This window comes from Pseudomonas sp. KBW05, assembly GCF_003852405.1.
Lineage (GTDB): Bacteria > Pseudomonadota > Gammaproteobacteria > Pseudomonadales > Pseudomonadaceae > Aquipseudomonas.
This window is the reverse complement of record NZ_QAJM01000005.1, coordinates 1-17,271: the sequence shown is the minus strand read 5'-3', so window position 1 is coordinate 17,271 and position 17,271 is coordinate 1. Positions and strand designations below refer to the sequence as shown.

The window sequence follows — 17,271 nt, the reverse complement described above, 5'->3', positions numbered from 1 at the left end:
ATGGCTACCAAAGAACTCACTACGCCGGCGCCGGTCGAGCCCAGCATTGACCGCAAGGCGGTATTGGGTGAGGCGCTGCGCCGCCGCATCCTCAGCATGGAACTGGCACCGGGTGCCGTAGTGGACGAGTTGGCGCTGTGTGATGAGTTCGGTTTGTCGCGCCCACCGGTGCGTGAGCTGATGCGGCAAATGGCGGCGGAAGGGTACATCGACCTGGAAGCCAACCGTGCCGCGCGGGTCTCGGCGATGAGTTACCAGTCGCTGCGCAGTTTTTTTCTCGCGGCGCCGCTGATTTACATCGCGACGACGCAACTGGCCTGTTCCCACGCAACCCCGGCCGAAGTGGTGGAACTGAAGCGCATCCAGGCGCTGTTCCGCACCGCCATCGAGGAAAAGGATGTTGAGAACCGGGTGTTGTACAACGACGAGTTCCACCTGCAAATCGGCAAGATGGCCCACAACGCCTACCTGATGCCGAGCTTGCAGCGCTTGCTGATCGACCACGCCCGTCTGGGCAAGATCTTCTACCGCCACCCGACCACGGTGGACATGCAGGAAGACCTGGAAGTGGCCGCCCAGCAGCATGACGACATGATCAGCGCAATCGAACACCACGATCCGGTCTTGGCCGGGGAAATCGTGAAGGCCCACCTCGAACTGTCCCGTCGGCGGATGTCCGAGTACGCGGCCCCCGAAGGCCTGGATGTAGCGCTTACGCTTTGACCTTTTGATGCAGGCCGAAGTGACGCGATGCAGACGGGTAGCTGTTAGCTCTAACAACTATAAAAGAACCCAGGTCGCGAATAATGGCACTCATCAGAAACACCCCGGCAGACGATTCAACCTGTGGCTGGTTCCACCTGAGCCCGCCGCGCGTGGCACGCCCGCGTCATAGCGGTATCAGCGCCACGCGCTGGGCCGTGGTCGGCGCGGGGTTCACCGGCCTTGCGGCGGCGCGCCAACTGGCGCTGAACTTCCCGGATGACGAGATCGTATTGATCGAAGCCCAGGAAGTTGGCTACGGCGCTTCCGGGCGCAACGCGGGCTTTGCCATCGACTTGCCCCACGACATCGGCGCCGAAGACTATATCGGCGACATCGCCACCGCCAAGATCAGCATGGAACTCAACCTCGCCGGGCAATCCATGCTGCGCGCACTGGTGGAGCAGCACGGTATCAACTGCCAGTGGCGCGATTGCGGCAAGTACCAGGCCGCCATCGAAGACCGTGGCATTGCCGTGCTGGACGCCTACCGCCGTGGCCTCGACAAGCTCGGCCAGGCCTACCAGGTGATTGACGCCGCTGACTTGCCCAGCCGCATCGGCACCGATTTCTATCGCAAGGCGCTGTTCACCCCGGGCACCGCACTGGTGCAACCGGCGGCGCTGGTCAAAGGCCTGGCGGACACGCTGCCGGCCAACGTCACCCTCTACGAAAACACCCCGATCACCGCCGTCGAGTACGGCGACAAAACCGTGTTGATCCACAAGAACGGCCGCATCATCGCCGACAAACTGGTGCTCACCAACAACGCCTTCGCCATGAGCTTCGGCTTCCTCAAAAGCCGCATGCTGCCGATCTTCACCTACGCCAGCCTGACGCGGCCACTGAGCGAAGACGAGCAGGCGCGCCTGGGCGGCGATCCGTTCTGGGGCGTGATCCCCGCCGACCCGTTCGGCACCACCCTGCGCCGCACCGTCGACAACCGGCTGCTGGTGCGCAACAGCTTCAGCTACAACGCCGACGGGCGCAGCAACCCCAAATACCTGCAACGCTTTGTGAAGCGCCACAAAGAATCCTTCGACCGGCGCTTCCCGCTGCACCGCGACGTCACCTTCGACTACACCTGGGGCGGCTCCCTCAGCCTGTCGCGCAACCACATGGCGCACTTCGGCGAGCTGGCCAAAAACGTCTACGGCGCCCTGTGCTGCAACGGCCTGGGCGTAACCCGCGGCACCGTCACCGGCACCTTGCTGGCCGAGTGGCTGGCGGGCAAAAGCAATCACCTGGTGGACTTCCTGTTGACGTCCCCGGGCCCCAGCAGAAACCCACCGGAGCCGCTGTTATCAGCGGGTGTAAACATGAACTTGTTATGGGGACAAAGCCGCGCCGGCCAGGAAAGCTGATCCGCACTACGTAAGCGCAGTAACACCGAACTTAATCTATTGATTGGACAACAGCAGGCGTTTCAACGACTGCGGTTTCTGATTGAGACGGCTCTCATTCGCCTGGATTTCAAGTGTGCGTTGTACCCCGGCGAATGAACGAAGCGAAGTAGGAGATAATAATGACAAGTCCGAATGCCTCAGTTGAGGATGTACCTCTTAATAACTTTCACCGTGTACTCACGGCCCGTTCGGGCGGGGGTTCATTTGTCGATGGTTATGTTTTAAGCATTATCGGGATCGCCATGTTGCAGATCACCGATGCCTTGCAACTCACCGAGTTCTGGCAGGGTTTGATTGCCGCATCGGCCTTGATTGGCGTGTTCTTTGGCGGTTTTATCGGCGGTTGGTTGACCGATAAGTTGGGGCGCAAGAAAGTTTATTTCATTGGCCCGTCGTTATTTATTGTGTGTTCCCTGGCGCAGTTCTGGGTTGAGTCCGCCTGGGCACTGTTCCTGTTCCGTTTCATTATTGGCCTGGCCGTAGGTATCGAATACCCGGTGGCCACTTCCCTGTTGGTGGAGTTCCTGCCGAAGAAACAACGCGGGCCACGGCTCGCCGCGCTGACCATCCTGTGGTTCGCCGGTGCGGCGTTTGCCTATGTGGTCGGCAACGCCATCATCAACAGCGGCGCCGACGACGCCTGGCGCTACGCGCTGGCCAGTGCGGCGGTGATCGGCCTGGTGCTGTTTGGGCTGCGCCTGGGCACCCCGGAATCGGCGCGCTGGCTGCTCAGCAAAGGCCGCAACGCCGAGGCCGAGCAGGTGATCAAGCGTGTCTACGGCGCGCACTATTCGCTGCGCGACCTGCCGGAGCAGCCGGACGAACGCAAGATGACCTTCCGCGACCTGCTGCGCTCGGGCTACGGCCAGCGCCTGTTCTTTGTCTCGGTGTTCTGGTCGTGCTCGATCATCCCGGTGTTCGCCGTCTACGCCTTCGCGCCCAAAGTCTTGCAAGCCCTCAACCTCAAAGGCGAGTGGGCCTCCTACGGCTCGATGTTCATCACCTTGTTGTTTGTGGTCGGCTGCGTCCTCGCCACCCGACTGATCAACACCATCGGCCGGCGCAGCATGCTGATCCACAGCTTCCTCTGGTCGGGCCTGGCGCTGTTGCTGCTGGCGGCGTTCTCCAATAGCCATGAACTGCTGGTGTTGTGCCTGTTCGGTGCCTACGCCGTGTTCATCGGCGGCGCCCAGGTGCTGCAACTGGTGTACCCGAATGAACTATTCCCCACCGAAATCCGCGCCTTCGCCGTCGGCATCGGCACCTCGTTGTCGCGGATCGGCGCCGCCGTGGGCACGTACCTGGTGCCGCTGTCGCTGACCTCCATCGGCATCGGCAACACCATGTACGTCGCCGCCGGCGTGACCTTTATCGGCCTGGCCGCCGCCTGGGCCATGGCCCCGGAAACACGCTCGTTGAACTTGCGGGACGCAGCGGCCTTGAGCAGCTGAGCGCAACACACAGCCCTTTCACTGTTGGAGAAACACCCATGAAATTTGAAGGCATCTACACCCCGGCAATCACCCCATTGACCGCCACCGGCCAGATCGACAACGCAGCCTTCGCTGACGTGCTCGAATACCTGATCGAGTCCAAAGTGCACGGCATCATCATCGGCGGCTCCACCGGCGAGTACTACGCCCACACCGCCCAGGAACGCATTGACCTGGCGGCCCACGCCAAGGAAGTCATCGGCAACCGTGTCGCGCTGATCGTCGGCACCGGCGCCATCCGCACCGAAGATTCGGTGGAATACGCCAAGGCTGCCCGCGCCATCAAGGCCGACGCGATCCTCGTCGGTTCGCCGCCGTACGCGCTGCCCACCGAACAGGAAAACGCCATCCACGCCCTGGCCGTGGACCAGGCCGCCGGCCTGCCGATCATGCTCTACAACTACCCGGGCCGCATGAGCGTGAGCATGGGCGACGAGTACTTCAAGGCCGTCAGCGCCTCGAAAAACGTCGTGGCGATCAAGGAAAGCTCGGGCGACATGGCTCAAGTCCACCGCCTGGCCACCCAATACCCGCACATCGCGCTGTCCTGCGGCTGGGATGACCAGGCCCTGGAATTCTTCGCCTGGGGTGCACGCAGCTGGGTGTGTGCCGGTTCCAACTTCGTGCCGCGCGAGCACATCGCCCTGTACGAAGCCTGCGTGGTCGAAAAAGACTTCGACAAAGGCCGCAAGATCATGAGCGCCTTCATGCCGCTGATGGACTTCCTCGAAGGCGGTAAATTCGTCCAGGCGATCAAGGCCGGTTGCGCCTTCAACGGCCTGCGCACCGGCAGCGTGCGTGCGCCGCTGCAACCGCTGTTCGAAGACGAAAAGCAGGCACTGGAAACCGTCATCACCAACCTCAAGCGCGACGTCGCGCGCATCAATGGAGGTGCATGATGACCCACCTGCTCAGCGCCGCGGAATACGCGGCCATCGCCCAGGACATCCAGTTCCCCACCACGTCCTTTATCAACGGTGCGCCCTACACCTCGGTGTCGGGCAACACCTTCACCACCACCAACCCAGCCACCGGTGACGTGCTGGCTGAAATCACCGCGTGCAACAGCACCGACGTGGACGTCGCCGTGGCCTCGGCCAAGCGGGCCTTCGACGACGGCCGCTGGCACAAGCTCAGCCCCGGCACCCGCAAGAAAGTCCTGCTGCGTTTTGCCGACCTGCTGGAGCAGCACTCCCACGAACTGTCCGTGCTCGAAAGCCTGGACAGCGGCAAGCCGGTGCGCGAGTGCCAACTGACCGACGTGCCGGAAACCATCCACATGATCCGCTGGCACGCCGAGCTGATCGACAAGATCTACGACAACACCGCGCCGGTGGGCCACGACGCCCTGACCCTGGTGGTGCGCGAAGCCATCGGCGTGGTCGGCCTGGTGCTGCCGTGGAACTTCCCGCTGCTGATGCTGGCCTGGAAAATCGCGCCGTCCCTGGCTGCCGGTTGCTCGATCATCGTCAAGCCAGCCAAGGAAACTACCTTGACCGCCTTGCGCGTGGCCGAGCTGGCGTCCCAGGCGGGCGTGCCGGACGGCGTGTTCAACGTGGTCTCCGGTGGCGGTCGCGAAGTCGGCGAGCCGTTGGGCCGGCACATGGACGTGACCATGGTCAGCTTCACCGGCTCCACCGACACCGGCCGCCTGTTCCTGCACTACGCGGCCGAGTCCAACCTCAAGCGCATCGTGCTGGAACTGGGCGGCAAGAACCCGGCTGTGGTGATGAACGATGTCGCCGACCTGGACCTGGTGGCGGGGCATATCGTCAACGGCTCGTTCTGGAACATGGGCGAGAACTGCTCGGCCTCGTCGCGGCTGATCGTCCACGCCGACGTCAAGGATGAGCTGCTCAAGCGCATCGGCGTGCAGTTGCAGGCCTGGAAGATGGGCAGCCCGCTGGACCCGGACAACCGCCTGGGCTCGATGGTCAGCCAGGCGCACTTCGACAAAGTCAGCTCGTACCTGGTACAGGCCGGCCACGAAAACCTGCGCGTGGTCTTCGGTGGCAAGACCGAAGACGGTATCTACGTGCAGCCCACCGTGGTCGATGGCGTAGGCGCCGATAGCCTGCTGTTCAAGGAGGAGATCTTCGGCCCGGTACTGACCGTGACCACGTTCACCACCCTGGACGAAGCCATCGCCCTGGCCAACGACACCATCTACGGCCTGGCCGCGTCGGTGTACACCGACAACCTGCGCCATGCGATCAAGCTGTCCCGCGAGATCCGCGCCGGTATCGTCACCGTCAACTGCTTCGGCGAGGGCGATGCTTCGACCCCGTTCGGCGGCTACAAGCAGTCCGGCTTCGGCGGGCGTGACAAGTCGATCTGGGCCCACGACCAGTACACCGAAATCAAGACCATTTGGATCGACACGTCCGAAGGCTAAAAAAACCAGGCGCCTCCCTACAAAGCTCCACGCAAGCGGCGATTGAGGCGCCTCCCTTTCCACCGGGTCAACAATAAGAAGTCCACGGCCCAGCTCGTTTTCGCGAAGCTCTTTTCATGACTGCCTATCGTACTGCCCTTACTTCTGCCCATATCACTGCACTGCTGTTTGGCTTGACCGGTATTTTTGGCGCACTGATCCATGCCAGCGCCAGTGTGATCACCTTTGGCCGCGCAGCGTTTGCGCTGCTGGCCCTGGCGGTGTTCGCACAGCTGCAAGACCGTGCGTTGCTGCGCGGTCTGAACCTCAGGAAACTCTCGATTTATGCCCTCTCGGGGCTGATGCTCGCCGCGCACTGGGTCACGTTCTTCATCGCCATCAAGGTGGGCGGTGTCGCCGTCGCCACCTTGGGCTTTGCCAGTTTCCCGGCCTTTATCACCTTGCTCGACATGGCGGTCTTCCGCGACCGGCCGCACCTGGCCGAAGCGCTGTTGCTGCTGCTGGTGAGCCTTGGCCTGGTGTTGGTCACGCCGTCGTTCGAACTCGCCAACCAGGGCACCGTCGGCTTGTTGTGGGGCCTGGCCTCGGGGCTGTCGTTTGCCCTGTTGGCCATGACCAACCGCCGCGCTACCGACGGGCGCAATGGCGTGCAAGTGGTGTTCTGGCAGAACGCCACGGTGGCCGTGATCATGGCGCCGTTTGCGGTGTTTGACCTGGTGGATCTCGGTGCCGTTGACTGGAGCAACCTGGCCATCCTCGGCGTGCTGTGCACCGCCGTGTCCCAGGCCCTGTTCGTCAAAAGCCTCAAGGGCCTCAACGCCCGCAGCGCCGGCATGATCATCTCGCTGGAACCGGTGTACGCCATCGCCTGCGCCTGGTGGTTGTTTCACGAAGCGCCTTCGTGGCGGATGCTCGCCGGTGCGGCGCTGATTGTGTTGGCGATTTTGATGTCGGCGCAGGGGGAGGGCAAACGCGTTGCGGTGACCGACTGATGCGCCGGTGGTAGGTGAATAGGTGATCAAAATGTGGGAGCGGGCTTGCTCGCGAATGCGGTCTGTCAGTCACAAATAGGCTGACTGATCCACCGCTTTCGCGAGCAAGCCCGCTCCCACACAAGCCCACTCCCACATTCTTTTGACCGAGTCAGGCCGGAGTCACGCCGCCGCTTGGCGCCCCGGAATCGCCGCAATCAGCTCGCGGGTGTACTCCGTCGCCGGCCGGTTGAAGATGTGCTCCACCGATCCATGCTCGATCACCCGGCCATGACGCAACACCAACACCTGGTGCGCAAAGTTGGCCACCACCGACAGGTCGTGTGACACCAGCACATAGGCAATCCCCATCTCCCGTTGCAGCTCTTCCAGCAGCTCAAGAATGTGCGCCTGCACCGACACATCCAGGGCGCTGACCGGTTCATCCAGCAGCAACAGGTCCGGTTTCAGGGCCAGTGCGCGGGCGATGGCCACCCGTTGGCATTGCCCGCCAGAGAGTTCGCGGGGCAGGCGGTCCAAGTAGCTGACGGGCAGGTGCACGCGGCTGATCAGTTCGCGCGCGGCCTGTTCCAGGGCGGCACCCTTGAGCAACCCGAAGGATTCCAACGGTTCGACGATGCTCTCGAAAATCGTCAGGCGCGGATCCAGGGCGGCGAACGGATTCTGCTGCACCAGTTGGATCCGTTGGCGCAGCGGGCGGAATTCGCGCCAACTGAGGTCAGTGATGTCCTGCTGTTCGAAGTGCACGCGGCCGTGGCTGGGTTTCTCCAGGCCAAGGGCGATGCGCAGTGCGGTGCTCTTGCCCGAGCCGGACTCGCCGACAATCGCCAGGGTCTGCCCGGGGTACACCTCCAGGCTCAGGTCCTCCAGGGCCAGGAAGGTGCTGGCTTCGCCCTTGACCTTGGGCAGCGCGAAGGTCTTGCCGACGTGGTGCAGGCTGAGGATCGGCGCCTGCGTCGGGTCCAGATTCAGCAACGGTTCGCGGCGCCTGGCGAACGCCGGCGCGGCGGCGATCAGGGCGCGGGTGTAGTCGTGTTGCGGCGCGTCGAGGATCTGCCGCGGCGGGCCCTGTTCCACCAGCTCACCTTGCTGCATCACCAGGATGCGGTCGGCGCGGTCGGTGGCCACGCCGAGGTCGTGGGTGATGATCAGCAGCGAAATCCCGCGCTCACTGACCAGGCGTTGCAGGTGGTCGAGGATCTTGCGCTGCACGGTCACGTCGAGGGCGCTGGTTGGCTCGTCGGCGATGATCAGGCGCGGGTTGCCGGCCAGGGCAATGGCGATCAGCACCCGCTGGCGCATACCACCGGAGAGTTCATGGGGGTACTGGCGGGCGCGCAGTACGGGCTTGTCGATGCCCACCTGTTGCAGCAGCTCGACAATGTCGGCATCCACGCCGGGATAGCGTTTGCCGTGCGCCAGGATCAACGCTTCAGCGATCTGCTGGCCCACGCGCAAGGTCGGGTTGAGGCTGACCATTGGGTCCTGCGGTACCAGCCCGACGGTGCGGCCGCGCACGCCGCGCTTCTGGCGTTCGCTGGCGTGGGTCAGGTCGTTGCCCGCGATCCACAGTTCGCCGCCGCTGATCTGCGCGTTGTCCGGCAGCAAGCCGAGGATCGCGTTGGCCAGGGTCGATTTGCCCGAGCCGGACTCACCGACAATCGCCACGGTTTCACCCTCGGCAATCGCCAGCGACAGCTGTTTGACGGCGGCGGTGACTTGCCCGCCGGAGCGGTAGCTGACACTGAGTTGGCGCACATCCACTAAAGCGCTCATCGCTGGGTCTCCTCGAAGGTGCGGGCGATATGGTTGAGGCTGAACACCACGGCCACCAGGAACAGGCCGGGCAACAGGGACACCCACGGCGCGGTGATCAGAAAGTGCCGGCCGTTGGCGATCAACGTGCCCCATTCGGCAGCCGGGGGCACCGCGCCGAAACCGAGGAAACTCAGCCCCGCCGTGGCAAGGATCGCGGCGCCGAAATCCAGGGTCGCCAACACAGCCACCGGGCCCCAGGCATTCGGCAGAATATGGCGCAGCAAGGTCCGCCCCCAACTGGCGCCGCCCAGGCGCGCGGCTTCGACGTAGGGCAGGGTCTTGACCCGCAGCACTTCGGCGCGGGTGGTGCGGGCGAACCCCGGAATGATGCCGACGCCCACGGCGATAGCCACCGGTACCGTGCCAAAGCCAATCGCGGTGACAATCGCCAGGGCCAGCAGCACCCCAGGCAGGGCCAGCAGCACATCGACAAAACGCATGATCAGCGAGTCGATCCGCCCGCCGGCAAAGCCCGAGAGGATGCCCAACCCGAGCCCGCCCAACAGCGCAATGCCCACCGCCAGCGACGCCGCCAGCATCGACAGGCGCGCGCCGTAGACGACCCGGGTAAACAGGTCGCGGCCTAGCTCATCGGTGCCGAACCAGTGGGTGAAGTTGGGCGCGCGCAGCTTGTCGGCAGGGGAGGTGGCGTAGGGGTCAAAGCCGGTCAGCAGGTGCGGGAGCACGGCACTGACCAGCGCGAACAGCACCAGCAGCAGCGCCAGGCTGAAACCGGGTTTGCGCAACAACGGCAGCAACACCGCCGTGGCGCGTTGCAGGCGGCTGCGGCGGCGCCACAGCGGTTGGCTGGCCGGCAGGGCTGTGCCGCGCAGGTTCTGCTCAAGGATGGTCATGGTCTAGGACACCTTTGGCGTGTGGGAGATACGCGGGTCGAGCCACGGGTACAGCAGGTCCACCAGCAGGTTGACCAGCACAAACGCCGCCGCCGACACCGCGACGATGGCCAGCACCACCGGGATGTCCTGGCGCAACACCGCTTCCTGAGCCAGGCGGCCGATGCCGGAGCGAGCGAAAATGGTTTCCACCAGCACCGCACCGGACACCGTGTTGCCCACCTGCAAACCGATCAGCGTGAGGATCGGCAACGCCGCGTTCTTGAACCCGTGGCGCGCCTGCACCTGGCCGCGGCTGAGGCCCTTGGCGTAGGCGGTGACGATATACGACTCTTTCCACACACCCTGGAAACTGCGTTGCAGCACCTGGGCGTACACCGCCGCGCTGGGAATCGCCAGGGTCACGGCGGGCAATATCAGGCTTTCAAAGCCCTTGCTGCCGGTGGCCGGAAACCAGCCCAGGCCAAACGCAAACACCTGGATCAACAGTAGGCCCATCCAGAACACCGGCACCGAAAAGCCCAGCGACGGCAGGCGTGTCAGGGCCTTTTTCAACGGTTGCCAGCGGATGTACGCGGTGAGGTAGGCCAGGCCAATGCCGCCGAGCAACGACAGCACGATGGCCAGGCCGGCCAGGGACAGGGTTTGCGGCAGGCGCTCCACCAGCAATTCAGCCACCGGGCGGTTCATCGACAGCGACTGGCCGAAGTCACCGCGCAACGCGCCCCACAGCAGGTCGAAGTACTGCTCGAACACGCCCTTGTCCAAGCCGTAATAAGCCCGTGCCTTGGCCAGGTCTTCCACCGACAGCGCATCGGCCTCCATGCCCGAGGCGCTGAGCATCAGAGACAGGGTGTCGCCCGGCAGCAGATACAGGATGAAGTACGTGATGCTGTAGGCGCCCCACAACACCAGCAGCGCCTGGCCGACCCGGCCGATCAGGTAGCGGCTCATGGCGTGCCGATCTCGATATCACCCAGCAGGGCGAAACCTTCGGCGGTCCAGCGGAAGTTTTTCACCTTGGCCGAGGTCGCGGCCTGCCACACCCGCTCATACACCGGGAACGCCGAGCTTTCATCGATCAGCAGGTCTTGCAGGGCGCCATAGGCCGCCGCGCGTTGTGGGCCCTGGGTGGCGGTGATGCCCGCATCGAACAAACCCTTGGCTTTTTCCAGTGTGGCCGGCTCGTAGGTGTTGGTGGCCACGGTGGAGCTGTTGGCGGTGCGTGGGTCGAGGATGGTTTGCAGGATGATCGGGTCGGCGCGGGTCATATAGTTGATCGTCAGGTCGTAGTTGCCGGCGGAGTTGTTGGCCACCCACTCGGCGCGGGTGACCACGCTGAGTTTCAACTCGATGCCGACCTTGCGCAGTTGGTCCTGGATCAACACGTCGCCGGCGGTTTCGGCCGGGCTGATGTTGTAGCTCAGGCTCAGGCGTTTGCCGTTTTTCTGCCGGTAACCGTCGGCGCCCTTGGCCCAGCCGGCTTGATCCAGCAGCTGTTCGGCGCCCGCCGGGTCATAGCCGAGCTTGGCCGCCTGGCTTTTGGCGAAGGGCGTGGTCACGTCGAAGATGCCTTGCACCACCGGGAACTCGGCGTTGTACACGGTGCTGGCGTAGCTCGTGCGGTCGATGGACTTCTGCACGGCCAGGCGCACTTGCCGGTCGGCGAGGATGCGTTCGCCACGGGTGTTGGGGTACAGGTTCAGCGCCGGGCCTGGCAGCGAGCGGCTCTGGATGGTTGCGCCCTTGGACTGGAACAGCTTCAGGTCCACTTCGGAGAACGGGTTGCGCGGCCACAGGATGTCGGCCTTGCCTTGCAGGAACAGGCCGTTGCGTACGCTTTCTTCGGGGATGTAGGTGACGTCGATTGCGTCCAGATGGGCTTCGCCCTGGTTTTTCATATTGGCCGAGGCCCAGGCGTAGCCTTTGCGTTTGGCCAGGTGCGCGCCGACTTCCGGGGTGTAGCTTTCCAGCACAAACGGCCCGGTGCCGATGATCTTGCCCAGGGAGCGCTCCTTGACGGTCAGCGCATAGGAGGCGGGCGCGAGGATCGCCAGGTTGGTGGTGGAGGTGGCCTGCAAGAACCCCGCGTTGGGCCGCGACAGCACCAGCTTGACGGTGAAGTCATCGACCACTTCGGCGTGGTCGTAACCCGCCAGGTAGGTCGCGCCAAACGTGGCGGGCAGCTCGGTGGCCAGGGCCTTGTCGCTGTCGAACGCGGTCTTCACCGCCTTGGCATCGAAGCGTTCGCCGTTGCTGAAGGTCACGTTGTCGCGCAGGTGAAAGGTGTAGGTCAGCGCGTCGTCACTGACCTCCCAGCTTTTGGCCAGCCACGGGATGATCTTGCCGGTTTCCGGGTCCTGGTCGGTGAGGGACTCGGCGACATTGCGCAGCAGCACCCGATGTTCCAGCCAATAGACCTGGAACGGGTCGACGCTGACCAGAATGGTGTTGTCGCCAAAGAACGCGATGTTCAGGGTTTTGTTGGCCTGGGCCTGCTCACCCGAAGGCGAGCAACCGGCCAGGGCCAGCGCCAGGGCGCACGGGGCCAGCAAGCGGCTCATCAAGTTGGAGGTAGTCAATGGTTAGCCCTCATGTGGCGGTTCGGGTGCATGCACGGTGTGGATCAGAAGTCGTAGGCCAGCTTGGTGTACCAGTAGCCGCCGCCCGGGTAGAACGGCGGGTTGCCGTAGGCCGCCAGGCCCAGGTTGCTGTACACCGCGTGCTTGTCGGGGCGTACGTCGAAGATGTTGGTACCGCCGATGCTCACGGTGAGGTGGTCGACGAAGGTGTAGCTGACGTCGAGGTCGGTGATCCATTTGGCGCCGAAGCTGCGGTCGCCGCTGGGGTTGACCGCGAGGGTCTTGACCGCGCCGTAGCGCGCGGTTTGCAGGTTCACCGCGAGGTCGTCGATCTTCCAGTTGGCGCCGAGGATCCATTTGGTCTTGGGCGAGGCGTCGGTGAGGTCGCCGGCACGGTCGCGGCCCACCAGGGTCACGCCGGTGTTGGCCAGTGCGGCCGGGGTGTCACGGCTGTCCTGGATGGTGGTCTTGTTCCAGTTGAAGCCCAGGCTCCAGCGCACTTCGCCGAATGCATCCAGCGGCGTGGTGTGGTCGGCGACCACGTCCAGGCCCTTGGTGCGGGTGTCGAAGGCGTTGGTGTAGTAGTTGACCCAGGTACCGGACGGCACGCCTTGGGCGGTGAGGATCGCGTTGATCGCGCCGTTGCCTCGGTCGTAGATATTGCTGGTGAGGGCGATGCGGTCGTCGATGTCGATCAGGTAGGCGTCGGCGGTGATGCTGGTGCGCGGCGCCGGTTGCCAGGTCAGGCCGAGGCCGAGGTTGCGTGATTTTTCCGGCTTGAGGTCATCGCCGCCAAGGGCCTTGGCCAGGTTGCTGCCCGACGGCGTCAGGCGAGTCACGGCGGGCACCACGTTGCCGTCGGCATCCAGGGCCACGCGGTTGTCGGCGACGGTGTAGCCGATCTGCGTGAGGGACGGCGCGCGGAACCCGGTGCCGACGGTGCCGCGCACGGCCACGCTGTCGGTCAGTTCATAGCGTGAGTTGACCTTGAGACCGAAGGTGTTGCCCGAGTCATCGTCGTAATGTTCGACGCGACCGGCCACGTCCAGGAACCATTTATCGGTCAGGTCAAAACCCAGGTCCAGGTAGCCGGCGACGTTGTTGCGGATCAGGCTGACTTCATCTTCCGGGCGGATCGTCACCGCCGCCTGCGCGCCCGAGGCGGCGGGGTAGGTGCCGGTGATATAGGCCTCGCGGTCACCGGCGAAGGTGCTGAAATGCTCCCAGCGATGTTCCAGGCCAGCCGACACCTGCACCGGCGAGGTCAGGTTGAACAGGCTGTCGTAGCGGCGGGTGAAGTCGAGGTTGTTCACCCACTGTTCAAAGCGAAAGGTCGCCAGGTTGTCGAACTTGGTCGGCGACGCGGTGCCCAGGGACGGGTTGATATTCAGGTCGCTGGAGTGGTGCACATTGTTGCGCCCGTAGGTGGTGCTCAGGTCCCAGTTCCACTCGGCCACTTCACCCTTGCCGCCAAACAGCAACTGGTAGTCGCGGTCCTTGATGTTGTTCAGCGGGAAGTAACCGTCGGGGAACACCTCAGGCACGGCGGCGGTGCCGGTGGGCAGGCGGAAGTAGTTGGCGGCTTCGGCATCGCGTTCGCCGTAGGTGGAGAACGAGTACAGCGTGAGGTTTTCCAGGGGCAGTTCGGCGTTGTAGGCGAGGTTGAAGGCCTTGAGGTCGGGGTCGCCGTTCTTGATCGCTACGCGGTCCCAGGCGGCTTCCTTGGCCGGGTCGTTGAACGCCTTGACGCTGCTGTCGGCCTTGTCGTTCCACGACGCATTGCCGCGTTTTCGCGCGTCGGCAGAGAGGTGGAAAAAGCCGCCCTGGCCCAGCTCGAAACCTTGGTCGCCAGCCACTTTGATCGTCTCGCCCTGGCCGGAAAACAGCTGGCCGTAACTGGTCTCCAGATGGCCGCCGCTCTTGGTGTTCTTCAGGATGATGTTGATCACGCCCGCCACCGCATCCGAGCCGTACTGCGCGGCGGCGCTGTCCTTGAGCACTTCGATATGGTCCACCGCGCTGACCGGGATCAGGTCGATGTCCACCGCATTCGCGCCGCTGTTGTCGATGGAGCCGCGCTGACCGGTGGCGCCGTTGTGCCGGCGTTTGCCGTTGACCAGCACCAGGGTGTACGCCGGGCCCAGGCTGCGGTTGCTCAAGGGCCGCGTCACCGAGTTGTAGCCGGCGATATTGGTGCCGAAGTTGAATGACGGCAGCAACTTGGCAATCGCCTCGGACAACTCCGCGCGGCCGGTCTTGAGCAACTGGTCGCTGTTGATGACGTCAATCGGCGCCGGGCTGTCGGCCACGGTACGCTCCTGGCCGCGCAGGCCGGTGGAGATCACGGTCACGGTGTCGAGCTTGGCGTCATCGGCAAACGATGGCGCGGCGGCCAATAGCAGGGAGCTGGTCAGCAAGGACAGGTGGAACTTCTTCAGCGGTAGGGCGCAGGCGAGATCGGGCATGTCAGCAATAGTCCATTGATTCTGGTACTGGCCCGTGGCGTGGGTACAGCTTCGAAAGCGAGTTAGGGGAAACGATTAAGGTGGGGTTGAACTGAATTTATTACTATAAAAAACCTGAGTGAAATTCTTTTTTCGAATAAGCTAATTATTAAATATTGTTATTTAGATAATTTATAAAATTATTAATTTTCATGATCGTTCCTGCGCTTGGCGTGGGAACGATCAAATCAAAGTGATGTGTGTTGAGTCGGATACATTTGACGGGTTGCGTCGCGAATGAGATGGATTATCAATTCTGTTTATTTCGGCATTTGTATCGCATAAACTCCGCCCCGCTGGCGTCAGGCCACCTTTCGCCGGCAGCAAAAACAATAACTATCTGGCGTAGGGGTGCAGGGCGTGAGTGTCAAAAAAACTACAATCGCGATGGCCGTAGGGTCCATGGCGTGCCTGGCGCACGGGGCCTGGGCGGCAGAGAGCAACAGCCTGGAAATCGCGCCGATCACGGTCAGCGGCGAAAAAATCAACCGCACCCTGGAGCAAACCCAGTCCAGCGTGGTGGTGGTGACCGAACAACAACTGCGCGACAAGGCCGACCACAGCCTGGTCGATGTGTTCGCCCGTACGCCCGGCGTGTACAGCCAGGCCGGCAATGAAAACTGGGGGATTCGCGGCGTACCGGTGTCCGGTTTCGACGACCAGGGCCCGGCGACCCTCAATGGCGCGGTGTCGGTGTATGTCGACGGCGCCGTCCAGCCCAACCGTACCCTCACGCTGACGCCAACCGGCTTGTGGGATGTGGAGCAGGTCGAAGTGTTCCTCGGCCCGCAGTCCACCACCCAGGGCCGCAACTCCCTGGCCGGCGCCGTGGTGATCCAGACCCGCAACCCGACGTTCCAGCCGACGTTCTCGGCGCAAACCAACGTCGGCAACTACGGTGAAAAAGGCGCGGCCGTGGCCGGTGGCGGGTCCATCGTCGATGACAAGATCGCCGGGCGTATCGCCCTGGATTATCAGGACGGCGACGGCTACATCGACAACATCGCCCTGGGCAAAGACGCCAACCCCCATCGCACCAGCAACGCGCGCGGCAAATTGCTCATCGTGCCCACCGACGACCTCGATGTGCTGCTGACTTACGCCCACAACGAGCACCGCCAGGGCGACAACTCGGTGATGCGCACCAAGGACAAGGTGCGTTACTACAAGATTTCGTCCGACACCCAGGCTTACGACAACCTGATTCAGGACACCGTCAGCGCCAAGCTCGACTACCGCCTCGACGACCACTGGTCGCTGACCAGCCTCACCGCCAATACCGCCTCCGACTACAACAACCGCCTGGACTTCGACCAGAACGCCGTCGACAACGAAGTGATCCGCCGTCGCCAGGATGGCAACCTGTTCAGCCAGGAACTGCGCCTCAACTACAGCTCGGACACGGTGAAGAGTTTTGTCGGCGCCTACTACGGCCACAACACCAACAACTTCCACGACCAGCTGTTGTTCGATGGCGACTTGGCAGCCACGGTCAAAGGCGCCACCACCATTGAAAACAAGGCGTTGTTTGGCGAAGTCGACTGGACCTTCGCCCCGCGCTGGACCCTGATTACCGGCCTGCGCTACGACCGCGAAAGCAACGACACGAACATCAAGCAGGACGACCTGTCCGACGCGGGCAAGGTCAACAAATCCTTCGCGGCCTTGCTGCCCAAACTGGGCATCAACTATGAACTCGCCGCCGGCCAGTACCTTGGCTTCATGGTGCAGAAGGGCTATCGCGGCGGCGGCGTCAACGTGCGTTCCGGCAGTGGCCACGAGGCCTACGACCCGGAATACACCACCAACTACGAGCTGTCGTATCGCGGTTCATTCTTCGACGACACGTTGCGCACTCGCGCCAACCTCTACTACACCGACTGGAAAGACCAGCAGGTCAGCGTGCGCCAGGCCAACACCAATATCATCAACGTGTACAACGCCGGTCGCAGCGACATCAAGGGCCTGGAAGTATTCGTCGAGAAAGACCTCAGCGAACAGCTGACCCTGACCCTCGGCGGCGCGATCACCGACAGCCAGTACAAGGACTTCGTCACCGACCGTGGCCAGGACCGCAGCGGCGAAGCCTTCCTGTATGCGCCGAAGTACAAGGCGTCGGTGGGGGCCCTGTACCGCGTCAACGAGCGCCTGACGCTGAACACCGACGTCACGTACCAGAGCAGTGCGCCGTCGGCGTATGAGTTCAACGCGGCCGGCAAGGTCACGGGCGAGCGGCGCAGCGACAACTACGTGCTGGCCAACTTCAGCGGTGAGTACAAGGTCACCCAAAACGTGGCGGTGTCGGGTTTTGTGAAAAATGCCTTCGACAAGCAATACGTCACCAACAACCGCGACGACGAAATCATCGACGCCGGCGCGCCGCGTACCTTTGGTATGGCGGTGCGGTACGACATGTAAGCCGAACAGAAGGATTGTGTCGGGGCGGGCTTTTTGTGGGAGCGGGC

At 63.2% G+C, this 17,271-nt stretch carries 12 protein-coding genes; 7 read left to right on the top strand and 5 right to left on the bottom strand.

The features are described 5' to 3' along the window. The 6 genes from DBR46_RS04285 to DBR46_RS04260 all read left to right on the top strand — a co-directional run bounded on the left by DBR46_RS04285 (nt 1) and on the right by DBR46_RS04260 (nt 7,048). Entirely contained in the window at nt 1-723 is a 723-nt protein-coding gene (locus DBR46_RS04285; protein ID WP_124525136.1) for a GntR family transcriptional regulator, read from the top strand. Between the two features lie 83 nt (nt 724-806). Next, complete coding sequence (locus DBR46_RS04280; RefSeq protein WP_124525135.1) at nt 807-2,126, top strand: FAD-binding oxidoreductase; 1,320 nt, start codon at nt 807-809, stop codon at nt 2,124-2,126. 161 nt (nt 2,127-2,287) lie between these two features. After that, complete coding sequence (locus DBR46_RS04275) at nt 2,288-3,619, top strand: MFS transporter (RefSeq protein ID WP_124525134.1); 1,332 nt, start codon at nt 2,288-2,290, stop codon at nt 3,617-3,619. 38 nt (nt 3,620-3,657) lie between these two features. Continuing rightward, the gene (locus DBR46_RS04270) at nt 3,658-4,560 is read left to right on the top strand and encodes a dihydrodipicolinate synthase family protein (RefSeq protein WP_124525133.1); all 903 of its coding nucleotides are present in this window, start codon (nt 3,658-3,660) and stop codon (nt 4,558-4,560) included. Beyond that, nucleotides 4,560-6,056: an aldehyde dehydrogenase gene (locus tag DBR46_RS04265; protein ID WP_124525132.1), complete on the top strand. Its 1,497-nt coding sequence runs from the start codon at nt 4,560-4,562 to the stop codon at nt 6,054-6,056. The genes DBR46_RS04270 and DBR46_RS04265 overlap by 1 nt, the downstream gene beginning before the upstream one ends. 116 nt (nt 6,057-6,172) lie before the next feature. Beyond that, nucleotides 6,173-7,048: a DMT family transporter gene (locus DBR46_RS04260; RefSeq protein ID WP_124525131.1), complete on the top strand. Its 876-nt coding sequence runs from the start codon at nt 6,173-6,175 to the stop codon at nt 7,046-7,048. A 162-nt stretch (nt 7,049-7,210) separates the two neighbouring features. Here the strand turns inward: DBR46_RS04260 and DBR46_RS04255 are convergent, their stop codons facing one another. The 5 genes from DBR46_RS04255 to DBR46_RS04235 form a co-directional block, all read right to left on the bottom strand. Next, nucleotides 7,211-8,824 carry an ABC transporter ATP-binding protein gene (locus tag DBR46_RS04255; protein WP_124525130.1) on the bottom strand — a complete coding sequence of 538 codons (1,614 nt, stop codon included), beginning with the start codon at nt 8,822-8,824 and terminating at the stop codon, nt 7,211-7,213. Further along, complete coding sequence (locus DBR46_RS04250) at nt 8,821-9,720, bottom strand: ABC transporter permease (protein ID WP_124525129.1); 900 nt, start codon at nt 9,718-9,720, stop codon at nt 8,821-8,823. The genes DBR46_RS04255 and DBR46_RS04250 overlap by 4 nt, the downstream gene beginning before the upstream one ends. Nucleotides 9,721-9,723: 3 nt before the next feature. Continuing rightward, nucleotides 9,724-10,674 (bottom strand): ABC transporter permease, encoded by a 951-nt coding sequence (locus tag DBR46_RS04245; protein ID WP_124525128.1) that lies wholly within the window; start codon nt 10,672-10,674, stop codon nt 9,724-9,726. Beyond that, nucleotides 10,671-12,284 (bottom strand): ABC transporter substrate-binding protein, encoded by a 1,614-nt coding sequence (locus DBR46_RS04240; RefSeq protein WP_177413998.1) that lies wholly within the window; start codon nt 12,282-12,284, stop codon nt 10,671-10,673. Before DBR46_RS04240 ends, DBR46_RS04245 begins: the two co-directional genes overlap by 4 nt. A gap of 62 nt (nt 12,285-12,346) precedes the next feature. Then, nucleotides 12,347-14,767, bottom strand: a complete 2,421-nt coding sequence (locus DBR46_RS04235; RefSeq protein ID WP_124525126.1) for a TonB-dependent siderophore receptor — start codon at nt 14,765-14,767, stop codon at nt 12,347-12,349. Between the two features lie 399 nt (nt 14,768-15,166). Between DBR46_RS04235 and DBR46_RS04230 the strand changes: the two genes are divergently transcribed. Next, entirely contained in the window at nt 15,167-17,224 is a 2,058-nt protein-coding gene (locus DBR46_RS04230; protein ID WP_124525125.1) for a TonB-dependent receptor, read from the top strand. Nucleotides 17,225-17,271 lie beyond the last annotated feature (47 nt).

Excerpts from the sequence above, each read along its gene's own strand:
- DBR46_RS04285 (WP_124525136.1), top strand. The coding sequence starts at position 1 with ATGGCTACCAAAGAACTCACTACGCCGGCGCCGGTCGAGCCCAGCATT.
- DBR46_RS04280 (WP_124525135.1), top strand. The coding sequence starts at position 807 with ATGGCACTCATCAGAAACACCCCGGCAGACGATTCAACCTGTGGCTGG.
- DBR46_RS04275 (WP_124525134.1), top strand. The coding sequence starts at position 2,288 with ATGACAAGTCCGAATGCCTCAGTTGAGGATGTACCTCTTAATAACTTT.
- DBR46_RS04270 (WP_124525133.1), top strand. The coding sequence starts at position 3,658 with ATGAAATTTGAAGGCATCTACACCCCGGCAATCACCCCATTGACCGCC.
- DBR46_RS04265 (WP_124525132.1), top strand. The coding sequence starts at position 4,560 with ATGACCCACCTGCTCAGCGCCGCGGAATACGCGGCCATCGCCCAGGAC.
- DBR46_RS04260 (WP_124525131.1), top strand. The coding sequence starts at position 6,173 with ATGACTGCCTATCGTACTGCCCTTACTTCTGCCCATATCACTGCACTG.
- DBR46_RS04255 (WP_124525130.1), bottom strand. The coding sequence starts at position 8,824 with ATGAGCGCTTTAGTGGATGTGCGCCAACTCAGTGTCAGCTACCGCTCC.
- DBR46_RS04250 (WP_124525129.1), bottom strand. The coding sequence starts at position 9,720 with ATGACCATCCTTGAGCAGAACCTGCGCGGCACAGCCCTGCCGGCCAGC.
- DBR46_RS04245 (WP_124525128.1), bottom strand. The coding sequence starts at position 10,674 with ATGAGCCGCTACCTGATCGGCCGGGTCGGCCAGGCGCTGCTGGTGTTG.
- DBR46_RS04240 (WP_177413998.1), bottom strand. The coding sequence starts at position 12,284 with ATGAGCCGCTTGCTGGCCCCGTGCGCCCTGGCGCTGGCCCTGGCCGGT.
- DBR46_RS04235 (WP_124525126.1), bottom strand. The coding sequence starts at position 14,767 with ATGCCCGATCTCGCCTGCGCCCTACCGCTGAAGAAGTTCCACCTGTCC.